Source organism: Streptomyces sp. NBC_00203 (assembly GCF_045206325.1).
Classification (GTDB): domain Bacteria; phylum Actinomycetota; class Actinomycetes; order Streptomycetales; family Streptomycetaceae; genus Streptomyces; species Streptomyces lutosisoli.
On the sequence record NZ_CP108126.1, the window covers coordinates 149,287 to 174,174 of the forward strand.

The following is a 24,888-nucleotide window of genomic DNA, read 5'->3' on the forward strand; positions in this document are numbered from 1 at the left end:
GGCATATCGCGGACAAAAGCAGCGCCCTCCCGGATACGGAAATGCGTGCCGCATCTGCAGAGCCTGCGGATCCCGTCGAAGTCCGCGTCGGTGATCTGTCGGCCCTCCTCCTTCACCCGGCAGACAAGAGCCACGGCCGCCATGATCTGGCCCGGCTGGCAGTAGCCGCGCGGCGAGGAGAACTGGACGCTGAACATCGGGCTCTACAACTGGACCGGCAAGCGCCTGGAGTCGGGCGTCGACCTGACGAGCCTCGTCGTGACCGGTGCCCTGCTGTCCATCGTGCCGATGGCCGTGATGATGACGGCGATGCGCCGGTACTGGCGCAGTGGAGTCACTCTGGGAGCACTCAAGTGACCTTGGCACACAACCCAGTTGTTCGTGGTTTCGCCCCGGACCCCTCGATCGTGCGCGGTCCTGACGACTGGTACTACGTGGCCACGAGCTCCTTCGAGTGGTTCCCCACGATCCCGATCCACCGCTCCCGGGACCTCGCCCGCTGGGAGTACGCGGGGCATGTGCGAGGCGCGGTCCCGGGAACTCCCTGGCCGGGGTGCCGGACTCGGGCGGGGTGTGGGCGCCCTCCCTGAGCTGGGACGGCACCCGGTTCTGGCTGACGTCCTCGGTGGTCCGCTCGGTCGGCACGCCGTACTTCGACCTGGACACGTACGTGACGACGGCGCCGTGCGTGTCGGGCCCGTGGTCCGCGCTGCGCCGGGTGCCCGGGCACGGTTTCGACCCGGCCCTCTTCCACCACGAGGGGCGTCTCTGGCTGCTCAACCTCCAGACGGGCCACCGGGCGGGCGCCGCTTCTCGGGCATCGTCCTCACCGAGCTCGACCGGGACACGCTCACCCCACTGAGCCCCTCCCAACTCTTGCTCCAGCACGACGAGTTGGTGGAGGGCCCGAAACTGCTGCACCGCGACGGCTGGTTCGCACTCCTCCTGGCGCACGGCGGCACGGGGTTCGAGCACGGCGTCCTCGTGACGCGCAGCCGCTCCCTCACCGGCCCGTACGGGCTCGACAGCCGGCCTCTGCTGACGTCACGGGACGACCCCGCGCTGCCGTTGCAGAAGGCCGGACACGCCGAACTGGTGAGGCCGCCGGACGGCGACTGGTTCCTGAGCCATCTCACGGCCCGCCCCCTGCGCACCCCGGACGGGCCGCGCTGCACGCTGGGCCGGGAGACGGCGCTCCAGGCGGTGGCCTGGGACGCGGACGGATGGCCGCGGTTGCGGCACGGAGGACACCGTCCGGCCGTAGAGGTCGAGGTCCCGGATGCCGCCGCGCTGCCCCAACCCCCTCTGAACTCAGGACCGTTGGGGTGGCCCTGGAGCACCCTGCGCGCACCGGTCGACTCCTCGTGGGCGGACACCACGAGCCGCCCCGGATGGATCAGGCTGCGCGGCCGTCAGGGTCCTGAATCCCTCTGGGAGCACAGCCTGTTGGCGCAGCGGATCACGGAGCACCGGGCGCGCGTCGAGGTAACCGTCAACGCGCGCCCGGCCACGTTCACCCAGTCCGCCGGGCTGGTCCTGCGCTACGACTCCCTCTCCTACCTCACTCTGGACGTGACCTGGGCCGAACCCGAGGGCGAACCGCAGCGCGGCCAGCAGTGGCAGGGCTCGGGCCGCCGTGTGCTCAGCCTCGTGGAGCGCACCCTCGACGGCACCCATCAGGTCGCCCTCGTGCCGCTCGACCCTGACACGACTGTGGTCCTGGGCGCGGACATCGACCGCACGTCGGCACAGTTCTGGTTATTCCGGGCTGCCGACGGAGTACGAGTCCGCGTCGGCCCCGCGCTGGACTTCAGCCGCCTCTCCGACGACCACGGCGGGCGGCTCCGCTTCACCGGATCGCTTACCGGGATCCACGCGGACGACCTCGTGGACGCGGCGTTCACCGCCGACTTCACGGGATTCCGGCTGGACTGCACCCCCGCGTGATCCGGGGCTGACGGACGGCACGACAGTCGCTGCCGTGGACGCTCGCGTCACCACGCCGCTTGGGCCCGGATGCCCACGTCCCCGCGATGAAGTCGCGCCGCGCCACCAGGAAGGCGGGATCGGGACGACGTACATGGACCGCCTCCTCCAGCTCGCGGGGCAGCCCGGCGAAGAACTGGCGGAACGAAAGGCCAGAACGCGCGACAGCATCGGGATCACACCCCCGACTCGGGCGGCTTGAAGGAGCTCGCGCGGCGCGTCCTGGAGACCGGCCAACGAGATCAGGACAAGCACCGGGCGCTTCGGGACCACCCTCGCTCCACCGTGGCGTGGACGGCACCGCTGCCGTGCGTCAGGCGCGGCGAGCCCAAAACGATGTCGCCAAGGTCAACCGTGAGCGGTGCCGCACGGCGGCGCCCCTCAAGAAGCAGGTGCCGCCGTGCTCTTGCGGACGACGAGGCTCGTCGCCAGTTCGAGACGCGTGGTCACCGGTTCCTGGTCACGCAACCGCATGATCATCTGCACCGCTTCCTCGGCCATCTCCCGCAATGGCTGGTGCACCGTCGTCAGGGCCGGGCTCGACCAGCGAGCCACCGGCACGTCGTCGTAGCCGACCACCGACAGGTCCTGCGGCACCCGGAGACCGCGGACTCGGGCCGCCTCCAGGACGCCGAGTGCCTGCAGGTCGCTGCCCGCGAAGATCGCGGTGGGCGGCTCGGGCAGATCGAGGAGTTCGAGGGCGCGCTCGAAGCCGCCCTCGACATGGAAGTCGCCGTAGCGGACGAGGGCGGGGTCGGCTTCGATGCCCGCCATGCCGAGCGCGGAGCGGTAGCCGTCGAGGCGGGCGTGGGAGCAGAGCATGTCGTCTGGCCCCGTGATGATCCCGATGCGGCGATGGCCGAGTTCCACCAGGTGCCGGGTGGCGACCCGCCCCCCGTTCCAGTTCGCCGATCCGACCGAGGGTACGTCCGGGTCGGGGTCGCCGGCCGGGTCGACGATGACGAACGGGATGGAGCGCGACTGCAGCCGCTGCTTGACCTCGGCGGGCAGCGCAGAGAAGACGAGCACCACGCCGCGCGGCCTGCGCTGCATGACGCCTTCGATCCAGTCGGGGGCGGGTGCGTGGCGGGTGCCGCTCTCGGTCAGCACGAGGCTTGCCTGGTGCGCCTTGGCGACGTTCCCCACGCCACGGATCAGCTCCATCGCCCAGATGCTGTCCAGCTCGTGGAAGACCAACTCGATGAGGGGCGTCTCGCGGGCGGCCCGCGTCGTGCGCCGGTAGGAGTGCGTCTCCAGAAGGCGCTCCACCTTGACCCGGGTCGGAGCGGCCACATCCTGCCGCCCGTTGAGCACCTTCGAAACTGTCGAAATGGAGACGCCTGCCTTTTGGGCCACCTCGGCGAGGGTGATGCGGCCCAAGTCCTCGTCATCACGCATGCCTTGGAGCATAAGGCACGGTCAGACCTCTCGGCATCGTAACGCTTTGATAACTCGACGAATCGGGCTTGACCGCCCACCGGGCGCGACCTAGCGTCCCGACTCGTGAACTTTCGGCGATTGTACCGAAATAGTTTCGAGAGCGACTCTACGCGCACGGTTGCCGAGATCGGTCGCAGCGGTCGGTGCTGCCCTGGCCCTGCTGCTGTCCCTGTCCGGGTGCGGCGGCGGCTCATCCGCGGCAGGTGGCGACGACGGGAAGATCCACGTCCTGGTCTACGGGGACGCGGCGAACAAGGTCGAGAAGCAGCTGATCGCCACCTTCAACAAGCAGTCGAAGGTGAAGGCGGTCCTGGACACCATCCCCGGCGCGGACTACCAGGCGAAGCTGCAGACGATCATCAACAGCAAGCAGGCGCCCGACGTGTTCTTCAACTGGGGCGGTGGCAGCATCAAGCCGTTCGTCGACGCGGACCTGCTGATGCCGCTGGACGACTTCATCGCCGACGATCCCGCCCTGAAGTCGAAGTTCCTTCCCTCCGTGTTCAACAGCGCGGTGATCGACGACAAGGCGTACGGCGTTCCGATGCGCGGCACTCAGCCGGTGCTGTTCTTTCACAACGAGAAGGTCCTCGCCGACGCTGGTGTGCAGCCGCCGAAGACCTGGGATGAACTCCTCGACGCGGTCAAGGCGTTGAAGGCGACGGGCGTCACGCCCATCGCGCTCGGCGGCGGCGACCGGTGGCCGACCCTGATGTGGTTCGAGTACCTCTTCGACCGTGTCGCCGGGCCGGGCCTGGTCCAGAAGGCCCTCGACGGGGACAAGTCCGCCTGGGAGAGCACCGACAGCAAGAAGGCGCTCGGCATGATCAGAGACCTGGTGGACGCGGGCGCGTTCGGTTCGAACTTCGACTCCGTGAAGTCCACCGACCAGGGCTCCCCCACGCTGCTCGCCACCGGCAAGGCCGGCTTCGAGCTGATGGGTTCGTGGGAGTACGCGACGCAGCAGGACGCCCACCCCGATTTCGCGAAGGAGGACTTCGGCTACAGCGCCTTCCCGACCGTCGCAGGCGGCAAGGGCGACGCGGGCGACCTCGTCGGCAACACCAACAACTTCTACTCGGTCCTGAAGAAGACCGCGCGCCCCGAGGCCGTCGCGGACTTCCTGGAGCTCCAGTACTCCGACGAGTTCGTGAAGGCGCAGCTCGGCATCGGCAATCTGCCAAACGTAGGACAAGCTCAGCCGCATCCACCCCTGCCCGCGTCCTCCGCGCCGCCGGGCGGTGTCAATTCGGCGACTCGGAACCTGCCACGAGTTGGAGCAGGTCGCGCAGCGCCTCGCGCTGTCGGTCGTCCAGGGCGTGGAGCGGCCGGGAGGCGAACGGCATCCGGGTCCGCAGATCGGCAGCCACGCGCAGGCCGGTCTCGGTGACGGCGACCAGCTTGACCCGGCGGTCGTCGGGCGCGGGGTGCCGCTCGACCAGTCCGCGACCCTCCAGGCGGTCAATGATCGTGGTGACGTTGGACGGCTCGGCGTGCAGATACTCGGCGATCCGGCGCATGGGTACCGGCTCCTCTGCCGCGAGCAGCGCCTTGGCCTGCAGCGGGGTGAGCTCGTGCTCGGCCGCCGCCTGTTCCGACTCCCGGGCGTACCGGCGGTTGATCGCGGCGAACAGGGCGACGATCTGGCGGGTGACGTCATCCGGTCGGTAGGACATCGCTCCACTCTAGCCATTGGCTTGACAGTGACAGATATGGGTCACCATAGTTATGGAACATATTAGTGGTCAACCATAACTATTGTGGGAGTGAGACCGAGATGACCACCGGAACCCCGGCTCCAGAGAAAACCGTCCTGATCACCGGCACCTCCTCGGGCATCGGCCTGGCCGCTGCCGTCGCCGCGGCCCAGGCCGGCTGGAACACCGTCGCGACCATGCGCGACACCTCCCGGGCCGATGCCCTGCTCGCCGCCGCCGACGCGGCCGGAGTGGCCGGACGGATCCAGGTACGGCAGCTGGACGTCACCGATCCGGACTCCGTGGAGGCCGCCGTCGCAGGCGTGATCGCCGACCACGGGCGCCTCGACGCCGTGGTCAACAACGCGGGGGCCGGGCACGTGGGCACCCTCGAGCAAGAGACGATCGCCGACGTCCGCCAGGTACTGGAGGTCAACTTCTTCGGTGTGCTGCACGTCACCAAGGCCGCACTGCCGCACCTGCGCGCGACCGGTGGGCGGGTGGTGACCGTCACCAGCGTCGGCGGCGTCGTCGGCCAGCCGTTCAATGAGGCGTACTGCGCCGCCAAGTTCGCGGTCGAGGGTTTCATGGAGTCGCTCGCGCCGGTCGCCGCGACCACCGGAGTGAGCGTCACCGTGGTCGAACCGGGCGCGGTGGCGAGCGAGTTCGTCAGCAACGTAGGCTTCGATCCGGCCGTGATCGATGCCGCAGGTCCGTACGCGCCCGCTCTGCGCGCCTACCTCGAGCGGACCCGGAACACTTTCGCCAACGCCGCACAGCCCCCGGCGGACGCCGCCGCACCGATCATCGAGGCGCTCAGCGGTGACCGGCCCGCCTTCCGGATCCAGACCTCGGAGGCGGCCCGCACCTTCGCCGGCACCAAGCTCGGCGACCTCGACGGCTCATCCGTCCTGGCCCTGACCGGCAGCTGGGTCGCCTGACCCCGCAACCCAGGAGGACGACCAATCATGAGTACACACCGACCGGCACATCCCACGACGGCGGTCGACCACCGGGCGTCCGTCGCGGCCGAGACCGCCGCGTTCGTGGCCGCGGTCCAGGGCGCCGATCCGACGACCCCTGTCCCGTCCTGTCCCGGATGGAACCTGGCCGATCTGGTAAAGCACACCGGCAGTGTGCAGCGCTGGTTCGCCGTGCTGTTGCGAAAGGAGATCCAGCAGCCGCCGACGAGCAGGGACGTGGACCTACAGCTCCCGCCGCGGCCGGAGGACTATCCCGACTGGCTGGCCGCGAGCGCGGTCGAGGCCGCCGGGGCGTTCGCGGCCACCGCCCCGGACACCCCGATGTGGGCCTGGGGGGCCGACCAGCACGCCCGGTTCTGGGCCCGCCGGATGTTGTACGAGACGCTGGTGCACCGGGTGGACGCCGAGCTCGCCCTCGGACGGCGGCCGATGGTCGACCGCGCGCTGGCGGTGGACGGTGTGGACGAGTTCCTAGTCAACCTGCCTTTTGCGGCTTTCTTCGCGCCGAACACGGCGCAGCTGCGCGGGACCGGCCAGACCATCCGCTTCCGCTGCATCGACGGCGAAGGCGACTGGCTGGTCCGTCTTCAGCCGGATCGCTTCGGCATCGCAACGGATGGCCCTGGCCGGGAGACCGCCGTCGACGCCACCCTCCGCGGCGCCGCGGCCGACCTCCTGCTCTTGCTCTACGGCCGACTGGACCCGATGGACGACCGCTTCGAACGCCAGGGGAACCCCGCCCTGCTGGACCGCTGGTTCGCCAACTCAGCGTTCTGAGCCGACCCTGCTCGAGCGGCCAGGAGGACGTGGTGCCGCCCCCAGATGAACCGGCGGCTCACCGTGCAGAAGCCCCGTCCCGCCCGGGCCCGCCCGGCCACGCCCGACGAGGACGACGAGGAGCGGTGAGTTCGACTGACGAGGAGGCTGAGGCGCCGCGTTCATCCGAGGCCGATGAGTGGTTCGCTTGGTTGCCAGGTGACGGGCAGGACGACGTCGATGCCGTCCCGGCGGGCCAAGGGAAGCAGCCGGCTCATGGTGATGTCGAGGCGATCGAGCAAGTAGGGCATGGGGCGCAGGGGCTGGTCGAGGCCGGTGAAGAAGTCGTCCCAGTGCACCAGGATGACCCGTTGGGCTCCGGTCGCGAGCACGACCTCGTCCCAGTAGGTGTGCAGGAACCGTGGGGTCTGGTTGCCCAGGCTGCCGATGCCCAGGTAGATGACGTCGGCGTGGCGGCCGCGCAGGGCGCCGGGGCGGCATGCACAGGAACGGGCACTTGACCGCGCCCGGCGTCCGAAGCAGTGCATGCTCGCCCGCAGGCCCGCGCTGAGGCAGACGGTGCTGACCCTGCTGAGAGAGGAGTGGTCGCCGGAACAGATCGTCGGCCACCTGCGTCGGCATCACGGTGACGACCCGGGGATGGAGATCAGCCACGAGACGATCTACCGATCGGTCTACACCACCCGCTGGAAAGTGATCCCTCGCGAGCTGTGCAAGCGCCTGCGAACCGGCCGCCCGATCCGGAAGAACAAGCACCACACGGTGAAAGGACAGTGGCGCTCACAGATCACCGATGCCCGACCAATCGAGGAGCGGCCCCAGGCGGCGGAGGACCGCAGCGAGTTCGGGCATCTGGAAGGCGATCTGGTGATCGGCTCGAACAACAGCCAGGTCGCCACACTGGTCGACCGGAAGTCACGGTTCCTCACGGTCGTGAAACTCGCCAGCCGCCACACCACCGTGGTCGTTCCCACTCTGGCCGAGACCTACGAACGCATGGACCCCCGACTACGCAGCACGCTGACCTGGGATCGCGGCATGGAACTGGCAGCCCACAAGCGGTTCACCGCCGACACCGGTGTCGACGTGTTCTTCGCAGCCCCGCGTAGCCCCTGGCAACGTGGCACCAACGAGAACACCAACAAGCTGCTCCGGCAGTACCTGCCCAAAGGCACAAACCTGTCGACGTTCAGCCAGGACGACCTTGACGCCATCGCGACGAAGCTCAACAACCGTCCGCGCAAGTGCCTGGGATTCCGCACACCAGCCGAGAGTGTTGCCTTGACCGGTTGAATCTAAGACCGCCTTCTTCGCGAAGGAGAGCGACCGGTGAGCGAGATATGCCGGTTCATCCGCGCGGAGAAGGCGAACTACACGGTCGTGCTGCTGTGCAAGGCGATGAAGACGGCCCGCTCCACGTACTACGCGTGGGTGGCCGGAACCGAGGCCCGCGAGGCGAGGCGGCGGGCCGATGAGGCCCTCGCGCACGAGATCACGGTGATCCACATCGCATCCCGGCGGAACTACGGCGTCCCGCGCGTCACCGCCGAACTGCGCAGGCAGGGCCGACCGGTCAACCGCAAACGGGTGGCACGGGTCATGCAGGAACACGGCATCGCCGGGAACAGCCGGCGCACCGGCCGCCGCAGCCTGACCAAGGCCGACACCAAGGCCGCCCCGTCGCCCGACCTGATCGGCCGGGACTTCACCGCCACCCGCCCCGGAACGAAGATTGTCGGGACATCACCTACATCCCCACGGCCGAGGGCTGGCTCTACCTCGCCTCGTGGCTGGACCTGGCCACGCGCGAGATCATCGGGTACTCGATGGCCGACCACCATCGCGCTGAACTCGTCGTCGACGCCCTGGACATGGCCGCCCGGCTGGGCCGCCTGGAACCCAGCTGCGTGATCCACAGCGACCGCGGATCGGAATACACCTCCGGACAACTCCGCGACAGGATCAGCAAGTTGGGACACCGGCAGAGCATGGGCCGGACCGGGAGCTGCTTCGACAACGCCGCCGCGGAGAGCTTCTGAGCCGTACTCAAAGAGGAGATCGGCACCCGCTTCTGGCCCGACCGGGCCACCGCCCGCGCCGACATCTTCGACTTCATCGAGACCTTCTACAACAGACGCCGCCTGCGCAAGCACATCCACTGGGGCTACCTCACGCCCCACGAAACACGCCTCCGCTACCGGCAAGACCAAGCCCTCGCGGCGTAACAACAACGTGCCCAAGATCACGGGGAAACTTCACCCGCCGGAGTGAGCTGAGCGCAAGGGCGAGATCGGGACGCAGAGCCTGCGATGGCCCGCCGCTCACCCGCGGCTTCGCCGTCTTGAGGTCGTGGCTCGTCGGAGTCGATGCGCGGGACCACGCGCACTGGCCCCGCATGCCGAGTCACGTGCCCGAAGCCGCCGTCGTCGCCCAAAAGCTGGCGGTGGAGCGAGCTGAGTACCTTCGGCTTGTGGATGCTGACCACAGCGCTGCACTTTCATGGCGTCTCGCTCACTCGGTCGGTTCCTGGCCGGTGAGCAGGTCGAGCAGGCCGGCGGGGGCGTTGTCGCCGAAGATGAGCTGGTGATTCTTGTCGGATTCGGCGGCGAACTGGGCACTGCGGGCGAAGAGAGCCTGCTCGTACTCTGCAAGGGCGGCTTCGATGTCGTCGGGATGTGCGGCGATGGCTTTGCCGAGTTCGGCGCCGTCGAGCATGGCGAGGTTGGCGCCCTCCCCGGCGAACGGTGACATGAGGTGGGCGGCGTCGCCCAGCAGCGTCACTCCGGGAACGCGGTCCCAGCGGTGGCCGATCAGCAGGGCGCTGATCGGGCGCGGGGCGAGGGCGGTTTCCCCGTCAGTGATGAGTGCGGTGAGTTCAGGCGCCCATCCGGTGAATTCTGCCGCGACCTGGGCCGCCGCCGTTTCGGGACTGGCGAGGATGGCGGCGGTCCATTCCTGCGGTTTATTGAGCGCGACGTAAGTGTGCAGAACGGCGTCGGCCTCTCGATGGCCGAGGATCCCCTTGCCAGTCGTGACGGCGAACAGGGAACCGTCGCCGACGGCCTTGGCCGCTGCGGGGTGGCGTTGGTCGGCGTCGTACAGGTAGGTCTCGATGAACGACGTGCCGACGTACTCGGGCTTCGCGTCGGAGAGCAGCGGCCGGACCCTCGACCAGGCGCCGTCCGCGCCGACGAGGAGGCCGGTCGTCACGGTCGGCCCGTCGGCGAACGTCAGCTCGTGCCTTCCGTCTCCGAGGGGGCGGACACTGGTGACCTTGTGTCCCCACTGGATCATCTCGCCGGGCAGCGAGTTGATCAGGATCCGACGCAAGTCTCCGCGGAGCACCTCGGGGCGCCCGCCCGTGCCGTCGTCGGGCTGGTCAAGCAGGACCGCGCCGTGCTGGTCGAGCACGCGCACGGCCTCGCCGCCTTCGTGGATGATCGCGCGGAACTCGTCGGTGAGGCCGGCCGCTTCGAGGGCGAGCTGCCCGTTGTACTCGTGGATGTCGAGCTGACCGCCCTGCGTGCGGGCGTCCGCCGATGTCTCGGCTTCGTAGATGGTCGCGGGGATGCCGTGCAGGTGCAGGACCCGGGCGAGGGTCAGGCCGCCGAGCCCGGCGCCGATGATCGTGACGGGAGTGGTCATGGTGGTTTCCCTTTCGGCTGGACACGCTCTACTCGGGTACAGTGTTCGCAGTAATGGCGCCACGATAACACTACTGCGAACAGTGAGCGCAGTAGTGAGGAGGAAAACCGATGGACGACGCTCACACAGTGATCTGGAACCGGCCGCAGCGGGCCGCGAAAGGCCCCGCACCCTCACGCACCCGGGCGGAGATCACCGCCGCCGCCATCGCGATCGCCGACGCCGAGGGCATCGAGGCACTGTCCATGCGGCGCGTCGCCAAGGAACTGGGAACGGGCACAGCCTCGCTCTACCGCTACCTGGCATCCAAAGACGACCTGCTCGATCTCATGCTCGACGCCGTAGCGGCCGAAGACGGCGGCCCGCCTGCCCCCACCGGCGACTGGCGCGGCGACTTGCGGACACTGGCCTATCGCTCCCGGGCCACCATCCACCGGCATCCCTGGATGACCTCCCTCGCGGCAGGGCGCCCATCACTTGGACCGAACTCCCTCGATGCCACCGAACACGCACTCGCCGCCCTCGATCCCCTCGGCTTCGACATCGACGTCATGATCACCGTCGTCGATACGCTGCATGCCTTCGTCCGCGGCTACGCCATCGGCGAGCTCGCACAGCAGGAAGCCGTCCGACGCTCCGGAGTCGGCATCCAGGAATGGATGGACGCCCACGCGCCCTACCTCGACAAAGTCGTCAGGGCCGGGCGCCATCCACTCCTCGCCCGGGTCATTCGTGATGCCGAACTTCCCCACGCGGCCGACAGCGCCGAGCGCGGTTTCCAACTGGGACTCGAACGACTCCTCGACGGATGGGAGGCCAACCTCCCCATCCGGCCCTGACGATTCGGCAGCGCCAACTGGAGGTTCCTCGGCGAACTCCGCACTCCGACGTCCCCCTCCGCGCGCGCCGAACCCCCGACGCAGCACGATTCCCAGAAGCGCCCTCTGCCCGGGCAAGATCAAGAACGTGACGCCAGACTGGCAGGTGACGGTGCGCAGGATGGTCGACATGCCGCCGCCGGTGCCTGCGGAGATCAGGACGTGCGGGGAGTCGGCGTCCAGGTCGACGGAGACCGCCTTGCCGCCGGATCCGACGCCGATGACGGGTGCGGACTCCTTGGCCTTGGCCATCATCTCCCGGATCTTAGGGTCCTTCAGCAGGGCCTTCGCCGGGGGCTTGCGGGTCTTCTTCACCATCACGTATGTCTCGCGGCCGGCCACGTGCCAGGAGAACGTCACGCCCTCCAGCGCGAGCTTGTGCGTGATGAGGTCGGCGATCAGGTCCTTGGAGAAGTCCAGGCGCCCCGGCACGTCGACGCGTATCTCTGCGGCGTCGTCGGAGAAGTTCTTCGGGATGTGGAGGTAGCGGCGCGGGTCGGTCTGCTCCGGCACCCTGAGCGGCAGCGCGAGCGCCTCATGCAGCGGGAAGACCCACTCACGCATCAGCTCCCGGCGCTTGCGGGTCAACAGCCCGTACGTGACACCGCCGACGGTCAACGCGGAGGCCGCGCCGATGCCGCCGGTCTCCAGCGCGGGCGAGGGCCTGGTCCCGGTTCTCCCACAGATCCTGGGCCATCTGCCATCTGGCATCTGGTGTCCGGGTGCCTGCCGACCAGGTAGGCGCCCTCCCCCGCCGCTGCGAGCCAGGTGATCCGGAAGGCCAGGCGCTGCCACCCGGCCCGGTAGGAGGAACGCCCCACGCGGCCTTCGACCTTCGCCAAGACCCGGGTACCCAGGCGCCAGAACGTCGCGTCGGTCCGCTTCACCCCGTCCATGGGGCGCCCGGCCAGGAACCCGGCCGATACCGAACGCGAGGGATTCGGCGGTCTCTTCCACCTGCTTGTCGAACTTCGTCTGCGCCATGCCGTGCCCCGGCGGTGCACTGTGTGCGGATCAGCGGGCGATCGAGATTGCGAAGGGCGCGAATCCGCTGGACCGAATCACGTGCGGTACGAACAGTATCGCGGCCTCCGTGGCGCGGGCGGTCTGGATCCCGCCGAGATCAGTGATCCACTCCTTGCGCCAGCCGAGGTGGATGAGCAGTTCACGGACGGTCTGCTTGGCCTGCGGGTCCTCGCCGGAGAGGAAGGCGTCGGGCGCCTGGGTGAGCGTGGCTGGCGCGGTCATCACCGGGAAGAGCATGGTGTTGAGTGTCTTGACGACGCGCGTTTCGGGGAGCGCTTCCTGGAGTTGCTCGGCGAGGCTTGAGCCGGGGTAGATCAGGTCGGCGGGCAGTCCGTCCGGTCCGTCGACGGTGGCGTTGGAGACGTCGACGAGGATCTTGTCGCGCAGTTCCTCGCGCAGGGCGACGAGCCGGTCCAGCGAGCTGGCGCCCGGGGTGGCGTTGATGACGATCTGGGCTGTCCGGGCAGCGTCGGCGGCGGCGCCCGGCGCGCGGTCCGCCACGGTCACCTCATGCCCTGCCCGGATGAGGGCTGTGGCCAGGTTGCCGCCGACGCGGCCGTTTCCGAGAACTGCGATCGTGGTCATGATGATCTGGTCCTTCCGTGCGTGCAGGTTGTGGTGCGCGGTCAGCGTGAGAGCGTGGCGACGGCCTCGGCGTGGACGCCGGGCGCGGCGGCCAGGAAGCTCTCGCTCTGCGGGGTCCAGGGGTGGCCCTCGGCGTCGGAGATCTGTCCGCCGGCCTCGGTGACGAGCAGCGCCCCGGGCAGCAGGTCCGCGCGGGCGCCGGCGAACTGCCAGAAGGCGTCGATCCGGCCGGCGGCCACGTTCAGCAGGTGCAGGGTCGCGGGCACGGCGGTGCGGACGACGAGCGCGTCGAAGAGCATCGCGGTGATCGAGGAGCCGACGCGCCGCACGACCTTCTCGTCCTCGTCCGGCCGGGCCTGGCTGGTGGCCACGATGCTCAGGCCGAGGTCCGCGGTCTGGGAGACGTGCAGCGGCCGGCCGTCGAGGTGGGCGCCCGCGCCGGTGAGCGCGGTGTAGGTCTCGCCGGTCAACGGCAGGTGGACCGCGGTGAGCACCGGCTGGTTCTCACGCACGAGGGTGGCGGTCACCGCCCACTCCGGCAGGGCGTGCAGGTGGTTGACGTTGCCTTCGGCCGGATCCACGACCCACCATTCGCCGGGCGGCAGCGCCCCGCCGTCCAGTTCGTCCTCCACCCAGCCGGCGTCCGGGCGCAGGCGCGTGAGGCGGGGGCGCAGGATGTCGAGGGCCGTGTCGTCGTTGGCGGCGAGCGCGCGCATCAGCTCTTCGCGGGTCTGGTAGCGGACCACCTCGCCGAAGCGCTCGCGCAGCGCCGAACCGGCCGCGCGCACGGCGATCGCGGTCTGGCCGAGCAGGTCGGCGTCGGAGGCGGCGACGTCAGTGGTCTGAAGCGTTTCGGACATGGTGGTACTCCCGTGTGAGGAGGGGTGATGAGGCCGGTCGGGCCAAGCTGTGCGTTCCGTCTTGCGCTCTCGTCTCGAAGCTATACAGCCCATTCATTAACTTCAAATGCATGTCAAGCACGGCTAGGATTACTCACATGCAATTGGATTTGAACCTGCTCGCCGCGCTCGACGCGCTGCTGGAGGAGGGAAGTGTGGCCGGGGCGGCCGCGCGCCTGCACGTCACCGCCCCCGCGATGAGCCGGAGTCTGGGCCGAATCCGGCGCACGACCGGGGATCAGATCCTGGTGCGCACCGGCCGCACGATGACCCCGACGCCGTATGCGATCGCCGTCCGGGAACAGGTGCACGAGCTGCTGCACCAGGTCCAGGGGGTGCTGGCACCGAGCCGTGAACTCGATCTGGCAACGTTGGAGCGCACTTTCACACTCCGCTGGCACGATTCCCTGGTCGCCTTGAGCGGCCCCGCACTGCTCGCGGCCGTGCGCGGACAAGCGCCGGGCGTGCGATTGCGCTTCGTCGCGGAATCGAGCATCGACACCCCCGAGTTGCGGCGCGGCGAGGTCGACCTGGAGGCGAACGCCAACCGCCCGAACGCACCGGACATCCGTGCCGAGAACGTGGGCGAGACCCGCCTCGTCATCGTCGTGAGGCAGGGGCACCCTCTCACCCGCGTCAGGGCCGTCACCGCAAAGCGGTACGCCGCCGCTGAGCACGTCACCGTCTCGCGACGTGGAAACCTCAGCAATGCCCTCGACGACGCCCTTGCGCGGCTCGGCCTCACCCGCCGCGTGGTGGCGACCGCGCCCACGGAAGCGGCCGCGCTGGAGTTCGCGCGCGGCTCCGATCTCCTGATCAGCGTCCCCGAAGCCACCACGCGGTCAGCGGTCGCCGACCTCGGCCTGGTCGTGCTCCCCCTCCCGCTCGAACTGCCGTCGGCATCGATATACCTGTCGTGGCATCAGCGCTACGACACCGACCACGCCCACGCCTGGCTGCGCGGGCTGGCGCGAACCGCGCTGGCCCTGTGCGGAGCGTCGTAGTCGGCGCCGTCCGGCCGCTTCACCCATACGTCCACGCGACCACCACGGCGATCTGCTTGAACGTCAGCAGCGGCTGGCGTCGACGGACGCCGGTTCATGCTGCACCTCCACCAGTACTTCTCCCAGCGCGTCGACACGATCGGCTTCTCCCGGGAATCGCTGGAGCGGGCCGACGCCGCACACGGCCAGCGGCGCGCCAAGGGCGAGTGGACGCAGCAGGTCGCCGTAGTCGCCCAAGCACCGCTCGACCCGCGGATGCAGGCACAGCGTGGGCGCTTCCTCGTCGGAGGGCTCAACAGACGTTACGGCGGGCGGTCCTACCGGTGATGAGGATCTCTGGAATCGGCCAGGGTCGCTCTTCCCTTCACATTGTTGGATCTTGAAGCATGTGGGGAGGCGGGGAGCGAAGAGCATGTGTTAGGACCCGGCGGCCTTCGGCCGCCGGGTCCTGGTGATTGGTGAGGGTCAGGCGGATGGGCCCGCGAGGTCATCAGGGTGCGGGGACGGGTTCACGGTGTCCTCCGCAGCGCGGTGATGTCGGGGACACCGCCTTGGCTCTTCGGCCTTTTTAGCAGCGCCGGGCCGTCGTGAGTCGACCACGGGCGTCACTTCGAAGGGAATCGAAATCATGGCTGCCCCTGTTGGCGCGTGCCACCCTGCTCTCGCGCTGTGCAGCCCGTCCATCTGACTGCAGCAGCACGAGAAATAACGCCCGCGAGCGACAGGGGAAACGAATGACGCGTGGCACGAAGTCCGCAATGGTCGCGGGCCTTGTCGTCGGCTGCTTCGCTTTGGCAACGAGTCCGGCGTCAGCCTCCCCCCAAGGCGCCATGATTACGACATATGAGCGCGTGAACGTTCGGGACTACCCAACCTCGAAGAGCGCCCGGGTGGATACGTTCCCCGCCAACTACACGGTTCTCGGCCTGTGCTGGGAGTGGGGCGAGACCATCACCGACAACGGCGTCACGAATGACGTCTGGGTAGCCACGGGGAAGAGTGGCGATCGATACACCTGGTGGGTGAGCGCTGTGTACCTGAAGGGGGACGATTACGGTGGCCTGCCCGTCTGGAACGGCTACTGCGGTCACTGAGTCGTTGCCTAAGGCCGCGAGCAGGGCGATGCGGCAGCTCACCACGCTGTCTCAGCAGGTTCTCCCGTGAGCACTCACACACTCCGACACACCGAGCTCGCCGACCTGCCGGGCCATGACCGGCCCGGCGGCCTGCCGCACAGCGGCGAGAATGCGCTGGTAGTCCGGCGGGAGCATGGTCTCCTCCACGTCCGGCGCGCGGTGCGGGATCAGCATCACCGCCCGGCCGCCTATCTGCCCAGGCGCCGGCGCGGCCGAGGCGCGCTCGTCAGCAAGCTGTTCGCTCACCCGCTCAAGGACCCGTTCGGCGACGGCCAGTTCATCAAGCTCGGCCCGCGGCATGCCGGAAAGATTGTCACCGTCGTCATCGAGGACACCCACTTCCGGATCCTGCACGGGGAGGACGAACTCGCTGTCAGGCCCCGCAAGAACCCCGGACCGATCACCAGGCTCTACGTCAAAGGCACGGGCACGCAGAGAGACCGTCAGGGATCTCCTGACGACAAACCGTCAAAGAAGTCCTGAGACCTCACACCGACAGCGCAGAGCCCTGCTGCGCAGGCGACTGGCCCTGCAGCACGCCAGGGCCCAATCTGACGGCACCGGTGCTCTGTCGCGGGGGCAGGGATCCTTGCGCCTGGGACCGCCGTATCCATGGTCAACCGACGTATTTCGCTGACCTGCTGAAACGTGGCTTGGGCAGAGTGAGAGTCCCGCGAAGGAGTGTGGCGTGGCGTGCGTGGATGAGTTGCCGGGGGCCACGGCCGACCGCTGCACGCTGTCCGCTAGCATCCCTACGCATGACGAGGCGGGGGTGGCTGCTGGGTGCCGTGGCGGTGCTGGCGGCGTTCTGCGCCTCCGGTCCAGAACGCCCGGAGGTCATCCGCACGGCGTCGGACCTCGGCCCCCTCCCGGCCGACCGCTACGACTACACGCCGCAGGACTACCAGCGATCTCAGCAGGCATCGGCGTTGCTGGTCCGGCAGTGCATGGCGGAGCGCGGCCACCCGGACTTCCCGCTCGACCCCCGCTACCCCAGCGATCCCATCGTCGCCACCGCGGTCGGCACCGACTACGGCGCCCTGGATCTCGCCACCGCCAGCCGCTGGGGCTACGGCTGGGACCCGGCAAAGCCTCTGGCTCTCCGGTCGAAGGGCCGCCGGATGACCAACGCCGAGTATGCGGACTTCCCCGCCTGCAACGCTGAGGCGAGCCGGAGGCTGATGCGCGGCATCGACCTCAAGCGGGACTGGCTCTACGCAAGTACACGGGCGATCGAGGTCGACAAGGCGGTTCGGCGCGACCCACGCCTCCGCGCGGCGTGGGATGTGTGGTCCCGCTGTGTGGCAGAACAAGGATTCACGCGCTATCCCGACCCCGTCGCGGCGTACACGGACACCGCCTGGCAGCGGGGCAGCGACGGCAACACCCGGCATACGCAGCGCGAGCGGGCCACCGCCGTCGCGGACGTCACCTGCAAGCGCCGCCACCATACGGCCGAGCTCTGGCACGCTGCACGGGCACAGCAGCAGGCCCTGGACATCACACGGCACCGCGACCGCTACACCGCCGGGCTGCACGCGTTGCGGACATACCGGGCCACCATCGCCGAGGTGCTGCGGAAGCTCGGCTAACGAGCTCGTGCATGGATGGCGGTGAGACGTCGAGTCCTCGATCGTTGATCATGGTTGCGTGGTGGGGAACTCAACTCGTGCACTGGTCATCAGCAACCGGCGGATCACGGGCCTGACGGCCGACGTGATCGCTGAACTCGTCGCCGAAGCGGGGCCGTTGTGGCATGAGCGCCACCAGGCCAGACTTGCCTCCCGGCCGCGCAAGCGGGCCATGGGTGCTGGCGCGAAGCACCGGCTGGTGTTCATCGACCGACTGCTGGCCACTCTCGTTCATCTCCGTCACGGGGCCACCCACGACGTGCTGGCCTGCTGGTTTGGCGTGGACCGCTCCACCATCACCCGAGCCGTCGGTGAGGTGCGGCCCCTGCTCGCCGAGCGAGGATGCACCATCAGCCCCGACGTACGGCTGCGGACTCTGGCGGAAGTCGTCGACCATCTCGGCGCGACCGGCAGGACCGGCATCATCGACGGCACCGAGATCCGGGTCCGGCGGCCGGCCCAAGGGCGTAAGGACCGGGACAAGTTCATCTCTGGCAAGAACAAGCAGAACGCCGTCAAATCCATGGTGGTCACGGACGGCGAAGGACGCGTGCTGTGGTGCAGCCCGACCAGGCCCGGGAGTTGCGCGGACATCACCCACGCCCGCCAGCTGGGGCTGGTCACGCTCCTGGCCGGCGGGCCCGCGGTCGAGATCCTCGCCGATGCCGGCTACCAGGGACTGGGCGCACAGACCGGCGGACGCGTCGTGACACCACCGCACCGCAAGTTCAAGAAGAACGCCCCGGACTGGTACGAGGAGATGTACGAGCGCCAGCGCAAGGCGCATTCCTCACGCCGTATCCGGGTCGAGCACGGCATCGCACATCTCAAGAACTGGCGGGCACTCGCACGCCACCTCGGCCGCCGCGAGCACATGAGCGACACGGTGCAGGCCATCGCCGGCCTGCTGTCCCATCAGCAGACCGCAGACCTGACATCGGCACGGCAGATGTGACCCCCGGGCCCCTCCGAAGTCCTGGACGTCTCACCGCCAACCATGCACGAGCTCGTTAGCTAGGGCCTGTCCGGCGGATCTTCGTGGCGTCCCCGGTCGCATATGCTGAGGCCGTCGCTTCTGATACCCGGCGCCCCGTCAAGGAAGACCAGTTGACTCCGCATTCCCTTGCGTTCTACATGGACGTGGTCGCCTCCGGAACGGTGCTCGGTGCCAATCCGACGGACAGTCCCGACCGGGTGACCGCGATGCTGGGTTCCGATTTCGCCGAGAACTCCCTTGACGACCACAGCATGTGGCGCGACTACGGAATGGCTGAGTTCTTCTGGATTCGGAAAACACCGGACCATCCTTGGGAGGGGCGCCACTTCACCTTGCAGGTGCATCGGCTGTCGTACTGGGGCGGCAGCATCGTCAACAGGGCAATTCGCGACCGGTACGGGCGCTTCGACCGCCACCTCCGGTTCGACAAACTGGAGCGGCTGCTGGGGAAGCAGGGTTTACCCCTGGAAGACGCCCCGGACGTGAATGCTCCGACCTTCACACGGCACTGGCAGCCTGCTTCACAGGTGTCCGTCATGGTGTTCCGGGCTCACGAAGAATGGCGACAGCGTCGGCGCGGCGACGACCGTATCGGAGATGTGTACACCATCCAGTCATCGGTGAGTGCCGAAGGGGTGGCGCGGGATAGGGAGCGCTACGGCCGTCAGGACAGCCGGGAGCACGGGGCGGTATAAATTTCTGGGCACTCTCGCGAGCCGTGCTGTCGGAGGCGGCTTGTACCCTGCACTCATTCGACGATCGGACGATCACGGGTCCGGGCATGCGGGCACGGGGCGGGCGTCCAGGGGCGGGAGCGCGGGGATTTCGATGAGTGACGCACATCCGATACGAAGCCGCAGACCGGGCCTCTCGGTCGGTGCGCGCATCATCGCGGTGGTCGTCCTCGCCGCGATCGGGGCCGTCGGCGCCTGGCTCCGGCACGACGCTCCCGGCCGGAGTGCGGAGCCGCGTACGGAGTTCACCGCGAACAACCCGCCCGCCGGTCTGCCCACCGCGCTCACCACCGGCCAGCGCCTCCACTGGTCCCGCTGCACCTCGCCGCCCACCGCGCACACGGGCTACGACTGCGCCACCATGAAGGCCCCCCTCGACTACCGGAAATCGGACGGCAGGACGATCGACGTCGCCCTGATCCGCCGCAAGGCCACCGGCCCGAACGCCCGGCGCATCGGCTCGCTCGTCCTCAACTTCGGCGGCCCCGGCGTGTCCGGCGTGAGCGGACTGCCCGAACGCCTCAACCAGTACGAGCCGCTCCTCGACCGCTACGACCTGGTCTCCTTCGACCCACGCGGCGTCGGCGCGACCATCCCCGTGCGCTGCGGGAAGACCGCGGACGACACCGGCTACGACGGGGCCGACGCCTGCGCCGAGCACTCCGGGGCGCTCCTCCCGTACATCGGCACCACGCGCACCGCGCGCGACCTCGACCTGATGCGCTACCTCCTCGGCGACGAGCGGCTGCACTACTTCGGCGTCTCGTACGGAACGGCGCTCGGCGCGGTCTACGCCCACCTGTACCCGTCGCACGTCGGACGGCTCGTCCTCGAAGCGTCCGTCGATCCGACCGAGGACCTCGACGAGGAGCAGGTGTCGGAGGTCAAGGCGGTCCAGGCGGCGTTCGACCGGTTCGCCGCGCACTGCGCGGCCCGTATCCGCCACTGCCCGACCGGCGACGGGCCCGAGGAGGCCGCGCGACGCATGGCGCGCCTGGCCGACCGCCTGAAGAAGAACCCCGCCCCGGCCGGCGCCGGAAGGAACCTCGACGCCGACCACCTCGCGTTCGCCGTCAGCGACCATCTCCGCCTCGGCACGGACGGCTGGTCGCCGCTCGCCAAGGCCCTCACCGCGCTGATCGACCACAACGACGGCCGTCCGCTGAGCAAGGGCGCGGACGACATCGGCTCCGCCGACCGCGCGGCGACCCCGCGCGACAGCAGCCGCGCCGCCCTGACCGCGATCACCTGCGCGGACTCCAGCCTGCGCCCCGGCTTCGAACGCCTCGACAGGGACAAGGCCCGCGTCAAAGCCGCCTCACCCGTCTTCGGCGCGGCCTGGTCCACCGGCGTCTACCTCTGTTACGACTGGCCGTTCGACGGGGAGCGCGCCACGCCCCAGGTGAACGCCGACGGCGCGGCCCCCGTCCTGGTGGTCGGCGGCACCGGTGACCCGATCACCCCCTACCCTGGCGCCCGCCACATGGCCCGCGCCCTGGGCGACGGTGTCGGCGTGCTCCTGACGGCCGAGGAGGAGGGCCACGGCACATACCCGCAGAACCGCTGCGTCATGGAGACGGTCGACCAATACCTCCGCACGGGCCGCACCCCGGCCCCGGGGACGGTGTGCCGGGGCAGCATGTCCTGAGGCCCGTACGGATCCGCCGGGCGGCCGTCAGCACACCGGTTCGCTCGCAGGGGCCCCGGGCGTGCACCACCACACCGCCCGGTCCGAGACCGCCTTCGGGTGGGTGCCGGGTCGATCGCCTGGGGCATGATCGCCGACGGATAGCGCCCCGATCGCTTCGACGTCATCGGAGCCCTCGTCTGCCTCACAGGAATGGCCGTGATCATGTACGCCCCACGTGGTAACTGACGACCTCAACCGCAGGTCATTCCGCAGGTTCTGATAGCCGGACTTACCAGCATCGGCATCCCGCATGCTGCCGCTGAAGCCGTAGGAGGCGGCGTTCAGCTCCTTCTCCCTGCCCGTGATGGACGTGGACGGCCGGATGCCGGAGGTGTAGCCGCCCTTGCGGCAGATCGTCGACGTCAGATTCGCCTGCGTGACCGCCGGGGAGATCGCGCCCGGCGTGCACGCCAGGTCCTCCAACGGCTCCCCCAGCTCACACCGGTAGTGGCAACTGCCCGCCGGAGGCTGCTGCTGGACGGTGTACTTGGCCTGCGGACCCGCCCCCACCGCAATCCGCCCCGAACTCCCGCCCTGGGCGCCCGTGGCGGACGCTCCCGCCGCCGGTGTCCCGCTCGAGGACGCGGCCGAGCCGCCGATCGGGTCCGACGAACAGCCCGCCAGCAACAACACGGCGACCAGCACGGGCAACGCGACGCGCAGGCGCGACTTCATGACGGCCCCTCACACGTGGGCAGCAGCTGAGCAGATGCTGCCCACCACTGCGGCAGCACACCGGGCGGGTGGGGTGCGAAGGCGCACGGGCCTCCCCCGGCACAGCGCCGTCGGAGTACAACGCACGACCCCCAACCCCGCATGCTGCGGGATGGGGGCCATATTTGAGCGCCGGGCGGGCCCTGCACCTGTATTTCCCCGCAGGAACCGGGATGTCTTTCCCTGGACCACCAACACACAACCAAACGCTGGAAGTTCTGGAGCCCAGCTCAAGTTCAGGCCCGGACCGGTGCGGGGCGCCACCTACGGGGCGGAGCCCCGCACTCGGTGTCAAGAGCCGTCAATCAGTTTCTTGACCTCGGGAGGCAGCCCCTTGTCGGAGTCGACGGCGACGAAGACAGCTTCATCGGGTGTATCTCCCACCGCGATGGCGATGCCGGGATCCAGCCCCTCGACCGCATAGGCAGTCGTCGAGGCCGCCGTAGTCCTGCCGTCGCCGTCATCGTTCGGTGTGTCGTCACACGGCGGACGAGTAGCACCACCGAGCTTGTCCCCAACCGTGAAGTCCACGTTGGCCACGTCCGAGTACGTACGGTTCTCGTACTTGATCAGGAACACACAGGACGACGCGGATTCGCCGCCCTCGCTCGACGACGTGCAGGCGACCGACACCGCAATGGTGGCCGCCGCCAGCAGCATCCACGCGGTTCCGCTCCTGCCCACCGGGAGTACAGCTTTCATCGGTACGCCTCCTCTTGGAGCGTCTGCTCCGGCTCAGTAGATACTGCGGAGGCCGAGGACATCACCCTTGCCGAGGGTCCTGGCCCTCGTCGAGCACCTGATCGAGCTCTCGTACATGGTGAGGTTGTCGTGCGCCCCGGCAATGTCCTTGAGTCCGAAGACGTGACCGGCCTCATGAGTACCGACGGAACGGATATCGAATTTGTTCGAGCAGCTACTGGTCGGCTTGTCCGTGAAGTCGTGATCGTAGGTGTTGAAGCGGACGTCGGCCTCGCGCAACGTCCAGCACCGCAAGATGAAGTCTCGGCAGAAGGCCCGCATGGACCAGCGCACCCGCGAGCGACTTCCCGTCCTCCCGGCCCTGCTCGAAGCGGTTGACCGGAACCGCAAAGCCGCGGCGGCTCGCCTGGCTGCCGCCGAACACGTCTGCTCCGGCGAGCTGTTCACCGCCGGCGGACTGACGCTGCGGCGTGCGATCCTCAAGAGGCATTCGCCTCACCTCTGGGCCGAAGAACCCGCAACCGGTCGGCGCCGGAACCTGGCGAGGGAGGAGAGCAACTCCTTCTGGGGCTGAGCCGCAGTCGAAGTGTTGCGCATGACCGGCATCCGGATCGAGGAACTGAGCGAGATCTCGCACCACAGCCTGGTCCAATACCGGCTGCCGAGCACGGGCGAGCTCGTCCCGCTGCTGCAGATCGCCCCGTCCAAGACCGACGAAGAACGACTCCTGGTCGTCTCCCCGGAACTCGCCGACGTGCTCTCAGCGATCATCTGCCGCGTCCGCGCCGACGATGGCGGCGTCCCGCTCGTGATCGCCTACGACCACCACGAGAAGGTCTGGAACCCGCCCATGCCGCTGCTGTTCCAGCGCAAGATCGGACTCGAGGACCGGCCGATCCCCATCGACGGCATCCGCACCCTTCTCCAGGATGCACTCGCCGCCACCGGGTTCACCGACGCGACCGGCAGGCCGCTGCACTTCGCTCCGCACGACTTCCGAAGAATCTGCACGACCGACGCCGTCATGAACGGCATGCCGCCCCACATCGCCCAGCTGATCCCCGGACATCGCGACATCAACACGACCATGGGATACAAGGCGGTCTATCCCGAGGAAGTCATCAACGGACACCGGGCGTTCATCACCCGCCGCCGGGACCTGCGGCCCAGCGAGGAATACCGCAGCCCCACCGAGGAGGAGTGGGAGGAGTTCCTCGGCCACTTCGAACACCGCAAGGTCGCTCTCGGCGACTGCGGCCGAGCCTACGGCACCAGCTGCATCCACGAGCACAGCTGCATCCGATGCCCACTTCTGCGGGCCGCCCCGGCCCAGCGGCCGCGACTGGTGGACATCCGCGACAACCTCATCGACCGGATCGCGGAGGCCGAACGCGAGGGCTGGGCCGGCGAGGCAGAAGGGCTCAAGGTCAGCCTCGCCTCGGCCAACGCCAAACTCGCCCAGCTCGACAACCTCATCACCCAACGCGCCGCCGCCATCCACCTCGGCATGCCGACCTTCCCCGACGTCGCGGGACGTCACATCACCCGAAATCAGGGGTAGTCACGGGCTTCTAGCCTTCTCGGCTGCCACCGTCCTTGACGCCTGCTCGCAGGCCCCACTCATCCAGACCGGAGTAGATCAACGCAGTGCGACCACGCGGGAAAGACAGTGCCTCGGCCTCCCCTGAATAGATCGCCACCAGTGAGTCGGCTCCTCGCCACCAGGTGTCGGCCATCCCCAGCACTTCGTGCACTGGCTCGAACTCATCCAGCACAATGCCGTCGACCTCGTCGCCAGTGACCTTGACGATCTTCTTTGCCCACATGGAGGCGTGGTGGGTCAGTGCGAGCGACTCGACCCAGCCCTCGACGGTGGCATGGAGGGGCAACCACTGACCAGCGTGAATACCAAACTCACCAGATGGCCCGATCATGAATGAGTAGGGAACCGCTGTCCGCTGCATACCTGCTTCGAACCACCACCCTTCGGACGCGGAGCCTTCGGGAGAATCCGCTGCGAAGTATCTCGGGCCGCCGTCGTACTCGGATGCAGGTGGCAGGACCAGGCCGCCCCATCGCTCTTGAAAGGCCGCCATCCGGTCGATGACGGTCGCGGGGATGTCTCTCTCAAGCCACCACTGTCTGTGTTCCTCCACGGTCCCGACGTCAACCTTGACGCCGTGCGCGCGGACGAACGATCGAGCTCGTTGAGTCAGGCCATCGGGCACATCGTTGAAGAGGTTGAGATTCACCAGCATGACGCTACTGCCAGGTCTCAACCTGGACAGCTCCGAGAAGGCGGGTCCAACCAGCCATAGGAACGGCCGAAGCAACGAAGAGAGAATCGTGGCCGAAGCCAAACGG

General features: G+C 68.6%; 26 protein-coding genes and 7 pseudogenes. 22 read left to right on the forward strand and 11 right to left on the reverse strand.

Annotated features, from left to right (window positions below; translation table 11 throughout):
- Nucleotides 1-26 precede the first annotated feature (26 nt).
- Nucleotides 27-167, reverse strand: a pseudogene (locus tag OG975_RS00710) (2Fe-2S iron-sulfur cluster-binding protein); the annotation flags it as partial.
- Between the two features lies 1 nt (nt 168).
- Between OG975_RS00710 and OG975_RS00715 the strand changes: the two are divergent.
- The 3 genes and pseudogenes from OG975_RS00715 to OG975_RS00725 form a co-directional block, all read left to right on the forward strand.
- Nucleotides 169-357 (forward strand): annotated as a pseudogene (locus OG975_RS00715) (carbohydrate ABC transporter permease); the annotation flags it as partial.
- Between the two features lie 50 nt (nt 358-407).
- Nucleotides 408-862 (forward strand): annotated as a pseudogene (locus OG975_RS00720) (family 43 glycosylhydrolase).
- Nucleotides 859-1,947, forward strand: a complete 1,089-nt coding sequence (locus tag OG975_RS00725; protein ID WP_406336100.1) for a family 43 glycosylhydrolase — start codon at nt 859-861, stop codon at nt 1,945-1,947. Before OG975_RS00720 ends, OG975_RS00725 begins: the two are co-directional and overlap by 4 nt.
- A gap of 420 nt (nt 1,948-2,367) precedes the next feature.
- Here the strand turns inward: OG975_RS00725 and OG975_RS00730 are convergent, their stop codons facing one another.
- Nucleotides 2,368-3,396, reverse strand: coding sequence for a LacI family DNA-binding transcriptional regulator (locus tag OG975_RS00730; protein WP_406326643.1), 1,029 nt, complete (start codon nt 3,394-3,396; stop codon nt 2,368-2,370).
- 148 nt (nt 3,397-3,544) lie between these two features.
- Between OG975_RS00730 and OG975_RS00735 the strand changes: the two genes are divergently transcribed.
- On the forward strand, nt 3,545-4,816 hold the full coding sequence (locus OG975_RS00735; protein ID WP_406326644.1) for an ABC transporter substrate-binding protein: 1,272 nt from the start codon (nt 3,545-3,547) through the stop codon (nt 4,814-4,816).
- Nucleotides 4,817-4,841: 25 nt separating this feature from the next.
- On the opposite strand, the pseudogene OG975_RS00740 reads toward OG975_RS00735, so the two are convergent.
- Nucleotides 4,842-5,102: pseudogene (locus OG975_RS00740) on the reverse strand (MarR family winged helix-turn-helix transcriptional regulator); the annotation flags it as partial.
- Between the two features lie 65 nt (nt 5,103-5,167).
- Between OG975_RS00740 and OG975_RS00745 the strand changes: the two are divergent.
- Both OG975_RS00745 and OG975_RS00750 read left to right on the forward strand, forming a co-directional pair.
- Nucleotides 5,168-6,064 (forward strand): SDR family NAD(P)-dependent oxidoreductase, encoded by an 897-nt coding sequence (locus OG975_RS00745; protein ID WP_381264614.1) that lies wholly within the window; start codon nt 5,168-5,170, stop codon nt 6,062-6,064.
- Nucleotides 6,065-6,091: 27 nt separating this feature from the next.
- Nucleotides 6,092-6,883: a maleylpyruvate isomerase family mycothiol-dependent enzyme gene (locus OG975_RS00750; protein WP_406326645.1), complete on the forward strand. Its 792-nt coding sequence runs from the start codon at nt 6,092-6,094 to the stop codon at nt 6,881-6,883.
- A gap of 161 nt (nt 6,884-7,044) precedes the next feature.
- Here OG975_RS00750 and OG975_RS00755 read toward each other — a convergent pair whose 3' ends face one another.
- Nucleotides 7,045-7,410 carry a hypothetical protein gene (locus tag OG975_RS00755; protein ID WP_406326646.1) on the reverse strand — a complete coding sequence of 122 codons (366 nt, stop codon included), beginning with the start codon at nt 7,408-7,410 and terminating at the stop codon, nt 7,045-7,047.
- On the opposite strand from OG975_RS00755, the gene OG975_RS00760 reads away from it, so the two are divergent.
- From OG975_RS00760 to OG975_RS00775, 4 genes and pseudogenes are all read left to right on the forward strand, one after another.
- A complete protein-coding gene (locus OG975_RS00760; protein ID WP_406326648.1) occupies nt 7,409-8,176 on the forward strand; it encodes an IS30 family transposase in 768 nt (255 codons plus the stop codon). The two genes, OG975_RS00755 and OG975_RS00760, sit on opposite strands and share 2 nt — an antisense overlap.
- Before the next feature lie 105 nt (nt 8,177-8,281).
- Nucleotides 8,282-8,506: pseudogene (locus OG975_RS00765) on the forward strand (IS3 family transposase); the annotation flags it as partial.
- Between the two features lie 167 nt (nt 8,507-8,673).
- Entirely contained in the window at nt 8,674-8,922 is a 249-nt protein-coding gene (locus OG975_RS00770) for a DDE-type integrase/transposase/recombinase (protein WP_406336101.1), read from the forward strand.
- Between the two features lie 15 nt (nt 8,923-8,937).
- Nucleotides 8,938-9,108 (forward strand): annotated as a pseudogene (locus OG975_RS00775) (hypothetical protein); the annotation flags it as partial.
- 286 nt (nt 9,109-9,394) lie between these two features.
- Here OG975_RS00775 and OG975_RS00780 read toward each other — a convergent pair.
- Nucleotides 9,395-10,528, reverse strand: coding sequence for an FAD-dependent oxidoreductase (locus OG975_RS00780; RefSeq protein ID WP_406326649.1), 1,134 nt, complete (start codon nt 10,526-10,528; stop codon nt 9,395-9,397).
- 245 nt (nt 10,529-10,773) lie between these two features.
- On the opposite strand from OG975_RS00780, the gene OG975_RS00785 reads away from it, so the two are divergent.
- Together OG975_RS00785 and OG975_RS00790 are read left to right on the forward strand one after the other, a co-directional pair.
- Nucleotides 10,774-11,367, forward strand: coding sequence for a TetR/AcrR family transcriptional regulator C-terminal domain-containing protein (locus OG975_RS00785; RefSeq protein WP_406336102.1), 594 nt, complete (start codon nt 10,774-10,776; stop codon nt 11,365-11,367).
- Between the two features lie 127 nt (nt 11,368-11,494).
- On the forward strand, nt 11,495-11,893 hold the full coding sequence (locus OG975_RS00790) for a hypothetical protein (protein ID WP_406326650.1): 399 nt from the start codon (nt 11,495-11,497) through the stop codon (nt 11,891-11,893).
- A 527-nt stretch (nt 11,894-12,420) separates the two neighbouring features.
- On the opposite strand, the gene OG975_RS00795 is transcribed toward OG975_RS00790, so the two are convergent.
- On the reverse strand, nt 12,421-13,017 hold the full coding sequence (locus OG975_RS00795; RefSeq protein ID WP_406326651.1) for an NADPH-dependent F420 reductase: 597 nt from the start codon (nt 13,015-13,017) through the stop codon (nt 12,421-12,423).
- Between the two features lie 41 nt (nt 13,018-13,058).
- Nucleotides 13,059-13,877, reverse strand: coding sequence for a 3'(2'),5'-bisphosphate nucleotidase CysQ (locus OG975_RS00800; protein ID WP_406326653.1), 819 nt, complete (start codon nt 13,875-13,877; stop codon nt 13,059-13,061).
- A 137-nt stretch (nt 13,878-14,014) separates the two neighbouring features.
- Here OG975_RS00800 and OG975_RS00805 point away from each other — a divergent pair, with 137 nt between their 5' ends.
- From OG975_RS00805 to OG975_RS00815, 3 genes are all read left to right on the forward strand, one after another.
- Complete coding sequence (locus OG975_RS00805) at nt 14,015-14,920, forward strand: LysR family transcriptional regulator (protein ID WP_406326654.1); 906 nt, start codon at nt 14,015-14,017, stop codon at nt 14,918-14,920.
- 96 nt (nt 14,921-15,016) lie between these two features.
- Nucleotides 15,017-15,247 (forward strand): hypothetical protein, encoded by a 231-nt coding sequence (locus OG975_RS00810; protein WP_406326655.1) that lies wholly within the window; start codon nt 15,017-15,019, stop codon nt 15,245-15,247.
- Nucleotides 15,248-15,810: 563 nt separating this feature from the next.
- Nucleotides 15,811-16,014, forward strand: coding sequence for a hypothetical protein (locus OG975_RS00815; protein ID WP_406326657.1), 204 nt, complete (start codon nt 15,811-15,813; stop codon nt 16,012-16,014).
- 51 nt (nt 16,015-16,065) lie between these two features.
- On the opposite strand, the gene OG975_RS00820 is transcribed toward OG975_RS00815, so the two are convergent.
- Nucleotides 16,066-16,410, reverse strand: a complete 345-nt coding sequence (locus tag OG975_RS00820) for a hypothetical protein (protein WP_406326658.1) — start codon at nt 16,408-16,410, stop codon at nt 16,066-16,068.
- 404 nt (nt 16,411-16,814) lie between these two features.
- Between OG975_RS00820 and OG975_RS00825 the strand changes: the two genes are divergently transcribed.
- The 5 genes and pseudogenes from OG975_RS00825 to OG975_RS00845 all read left to right on the forward strand — a co-directional run.
- On the forward strand, nt 16,815-17,648 hold the full coding sequence (locus OG975_RS00825) for a hypothetical protein (protein WP_406326660.1): 834 nt from the start codon (nt 16,815-16,817) through the stop codon (nt 17,646-17,648).
- A 61-nt stretch (nt 17,649-17,709) separates the two neighbouring features.
- Nucleotides 17,710-18,642, forward strand: a complete 933-nt coding sequence (locus OG975_RS00830) for a transposase family protein (RefSeq protein WP_406326610.1) — start codon at nt 17,710-17,712, stop codon at nt 18,640-18,642.
- A 152-nt stretch (nt 18,643-18,794) separates the two neighbouring features.
- Entirely contained in the window at nt 18,795-19,379 is a 585-nt protein-coding gene (locus tag OG975_RS00835) for a hypothetical protein (protein WP_406326661.1), read from the forward strand.
- 133 nt (nt 19,380-19,512) lie between these two features.
- Complete coding sequence (locus OG975_RS00840) at nt 19,513-21,066, forward strand: alpha/beta hydrolase (RefSeq protein WP_406326663.1); 1,554 nt, start codon at nt 19,513-19,515, stop codon at nt 21,064-21,066.
- A 105-nt stretch (nt 21,067-21,171) separates the two neighbouring features.
- Nucleotides 21,172-21,294: pseudogene (locus OG975_RS00845) on the forward strand (hypothetical protein); the annotation flags it as partial.
- An 819-nt stretch (nt 21,295-22,113) separates the two neighbouring features.
- On the opposite strand, the gene OG975_RS00850 reads toward OG975_RS00845, so the two are convergent.
- Together OG975_RS00850 and OG975_RS00855 are read right to left on the reverse strand one after the other, a co-directional pair.
- Nucleotides 22,114-22,482, reverse strand: coding sequence for a DUF6281 family protein (locus OG975_RS00850; protein WP_406326665.1), 369 nt, complete (start codon nt 22,480-22,482; stop codon nt 22,114-22,116).
- Between the two features lie 75 nt (nt 22,483-22,557).
- Nucleotides 22,558-22,803, reverse strand: coding sequence for a matrixin family metalloprotease (locus OG975_RS00855; RefSeq protein WP_406326667.1), 246 nt, complete (start codon nt 22,801-22,803; stop codon nt 22,558-22,560).
- Between the two features lie 16 nt (nt 22,804-22,819).
- Between OG975_RS00855 and OG975_RS00860 the strand changes: the two genes are divergently transcribed.
- Both OG975_RS00860 and OG975_RS00865 read left to right on the forward strand, forming a co-directional pair.
- Entirely contained in the window at nt 22,820-23,098 is a 279-nt protein-coding gene (locus OG975_RS00860; RefSeq protein WP_406326669.1) for a hypothetical protein, read from the forward strand.
- Between the two features lie 12 nt (nt 23,099-23,110).
- The gene (locus OG975_RS00865; protein WP_406326671.1) at nt 23,111-24,085 is read left to right on the forward strand and encodes a tyrosine-type recombinase/integrase; all 975 of its coding nucleotides are present in this window, start codon (nt 23,111-23,113) and stop codon (nt 24,083-24,085) included.
- 10 nt (nt 24,086-24,095) lie between these two features.
- Here OG975_RS00865 and OG975_RS00870 read toward each other — a convergent pair whose 3' ends face one another.
- Nucleotides 24,096-24,776, reverse strand: coding sequence for a hypothetical protein (locus tag OG975_RS00870; protein ID WP_385087029.1), 681 nt, complete (start codon nt 24,774-24,776; stop codon nt 24,096-24,098).
- Nucleotides 24,777-24,888 lie beyond the last annotated feature (112 nt).

Excerpts from the sequence above, each read along its gene's own strand:
- OG975_RS00800 (WP_406326653.1), bottom strand. The coding sequence starts at position 13,877 with ATGTCCGAAACGCTTCAGACCACTGACGTCGCCGCCTCCGACGCCGAC.
- OG975_RS00810 (WP_406326655.1), top strand. The coding sequence starts at position 15,017 with ATGCTGCACCTCCACCAGTACTTCTCCCAGCGCGTCGACACGATCGGC.
- OG975_RS00805 (WP_406326654.1), top strand. The coding sequence starts at position 14,015 with ATGCAATTGGATTTGAACCTGCTCGCCGCGCTCGACGCGCTGCTGGAG.
- OG975_RS00755 (WP_406326646.1), bottom strand. The coding sequence starts at position 7,410 with ATGCACTGCTTCGGACGCCGGGCGCGGTCAAGTGCCCGTTCCTGTGCA.
- OG975_RS00780 (WP_406326649.1), bottom strand. The coding sequence starts at position 10,528 with ATGACCACTCCCGTCACGATCATCGGCGCCGGGCTCGGCGGCCTGACC.
- OG975_RS00825 (WP_406326660.1), top strand. The coding sequence starts at position 16,815 with ATGACGAGGCGGGGGTGGCTGCTGGGTGCCGTGGCGGTGCTGGCGGCG.
- OG975_RS00730 (WP_406326643.1), bottom strand. The coding sequence starts at position 3,396 with ATGCTCCAAGGCATGCGTGATGACGAGGACTTGGGCCGCATCACCCTC.
- OG975_RS00760 (WP_406326648.1), top strand. The coding sequence starts at position 7,409 with ATGCTCGCCCGCAGGCCCGCGCTGAGGCAGACGGTGCTGACCCTGCTG.
- OG975_RS00850 (WP_406326665.1), bottom strand. The coding sequence starts at position 22,482 with ATGCTGCTGGCGGCGGCCACCATTGCGGTGTCGGTCGCCTGCACGTCG.
- OG975_RS00785 (WP_406336102.1), top strand. The coding sequence starts at position 10,774 with ATGCGGCGCGTCGCCAAGGAACTGGGAACGGGCACAGCCTCGCTCTAC.
- OG975_RS00840 (WP_406326663.1), top strand. The coding sequence starts at position 19,513 with ATGAGTGACGCACATCCGATACGAAGCCGCAGACCGGGCCTCTCGGTC.
- OG975_RS00750 (WP_406326645.1), top strand. The coding sequence starts at position 6,092 with ATGAGTACACACCGACCGGCACATCCCACGACGGCGGTCGACCACCGG.
- OG975_RS00795 (WP_406326651.1), bottom strand. The coding sequence starts at position 13,017 with ATGACCACGATCGCAGTTCTCGGAAACGGCCGCGTCGGCGGCAACCTG.
- OG975_RS00860 (WP_406326669.1), top strand. The coding sequence starts at position 22,820 with ATGAAGTCTCGGCAGAAGGCCCGCATGGACCAGCGCACCCGCGAGCGA.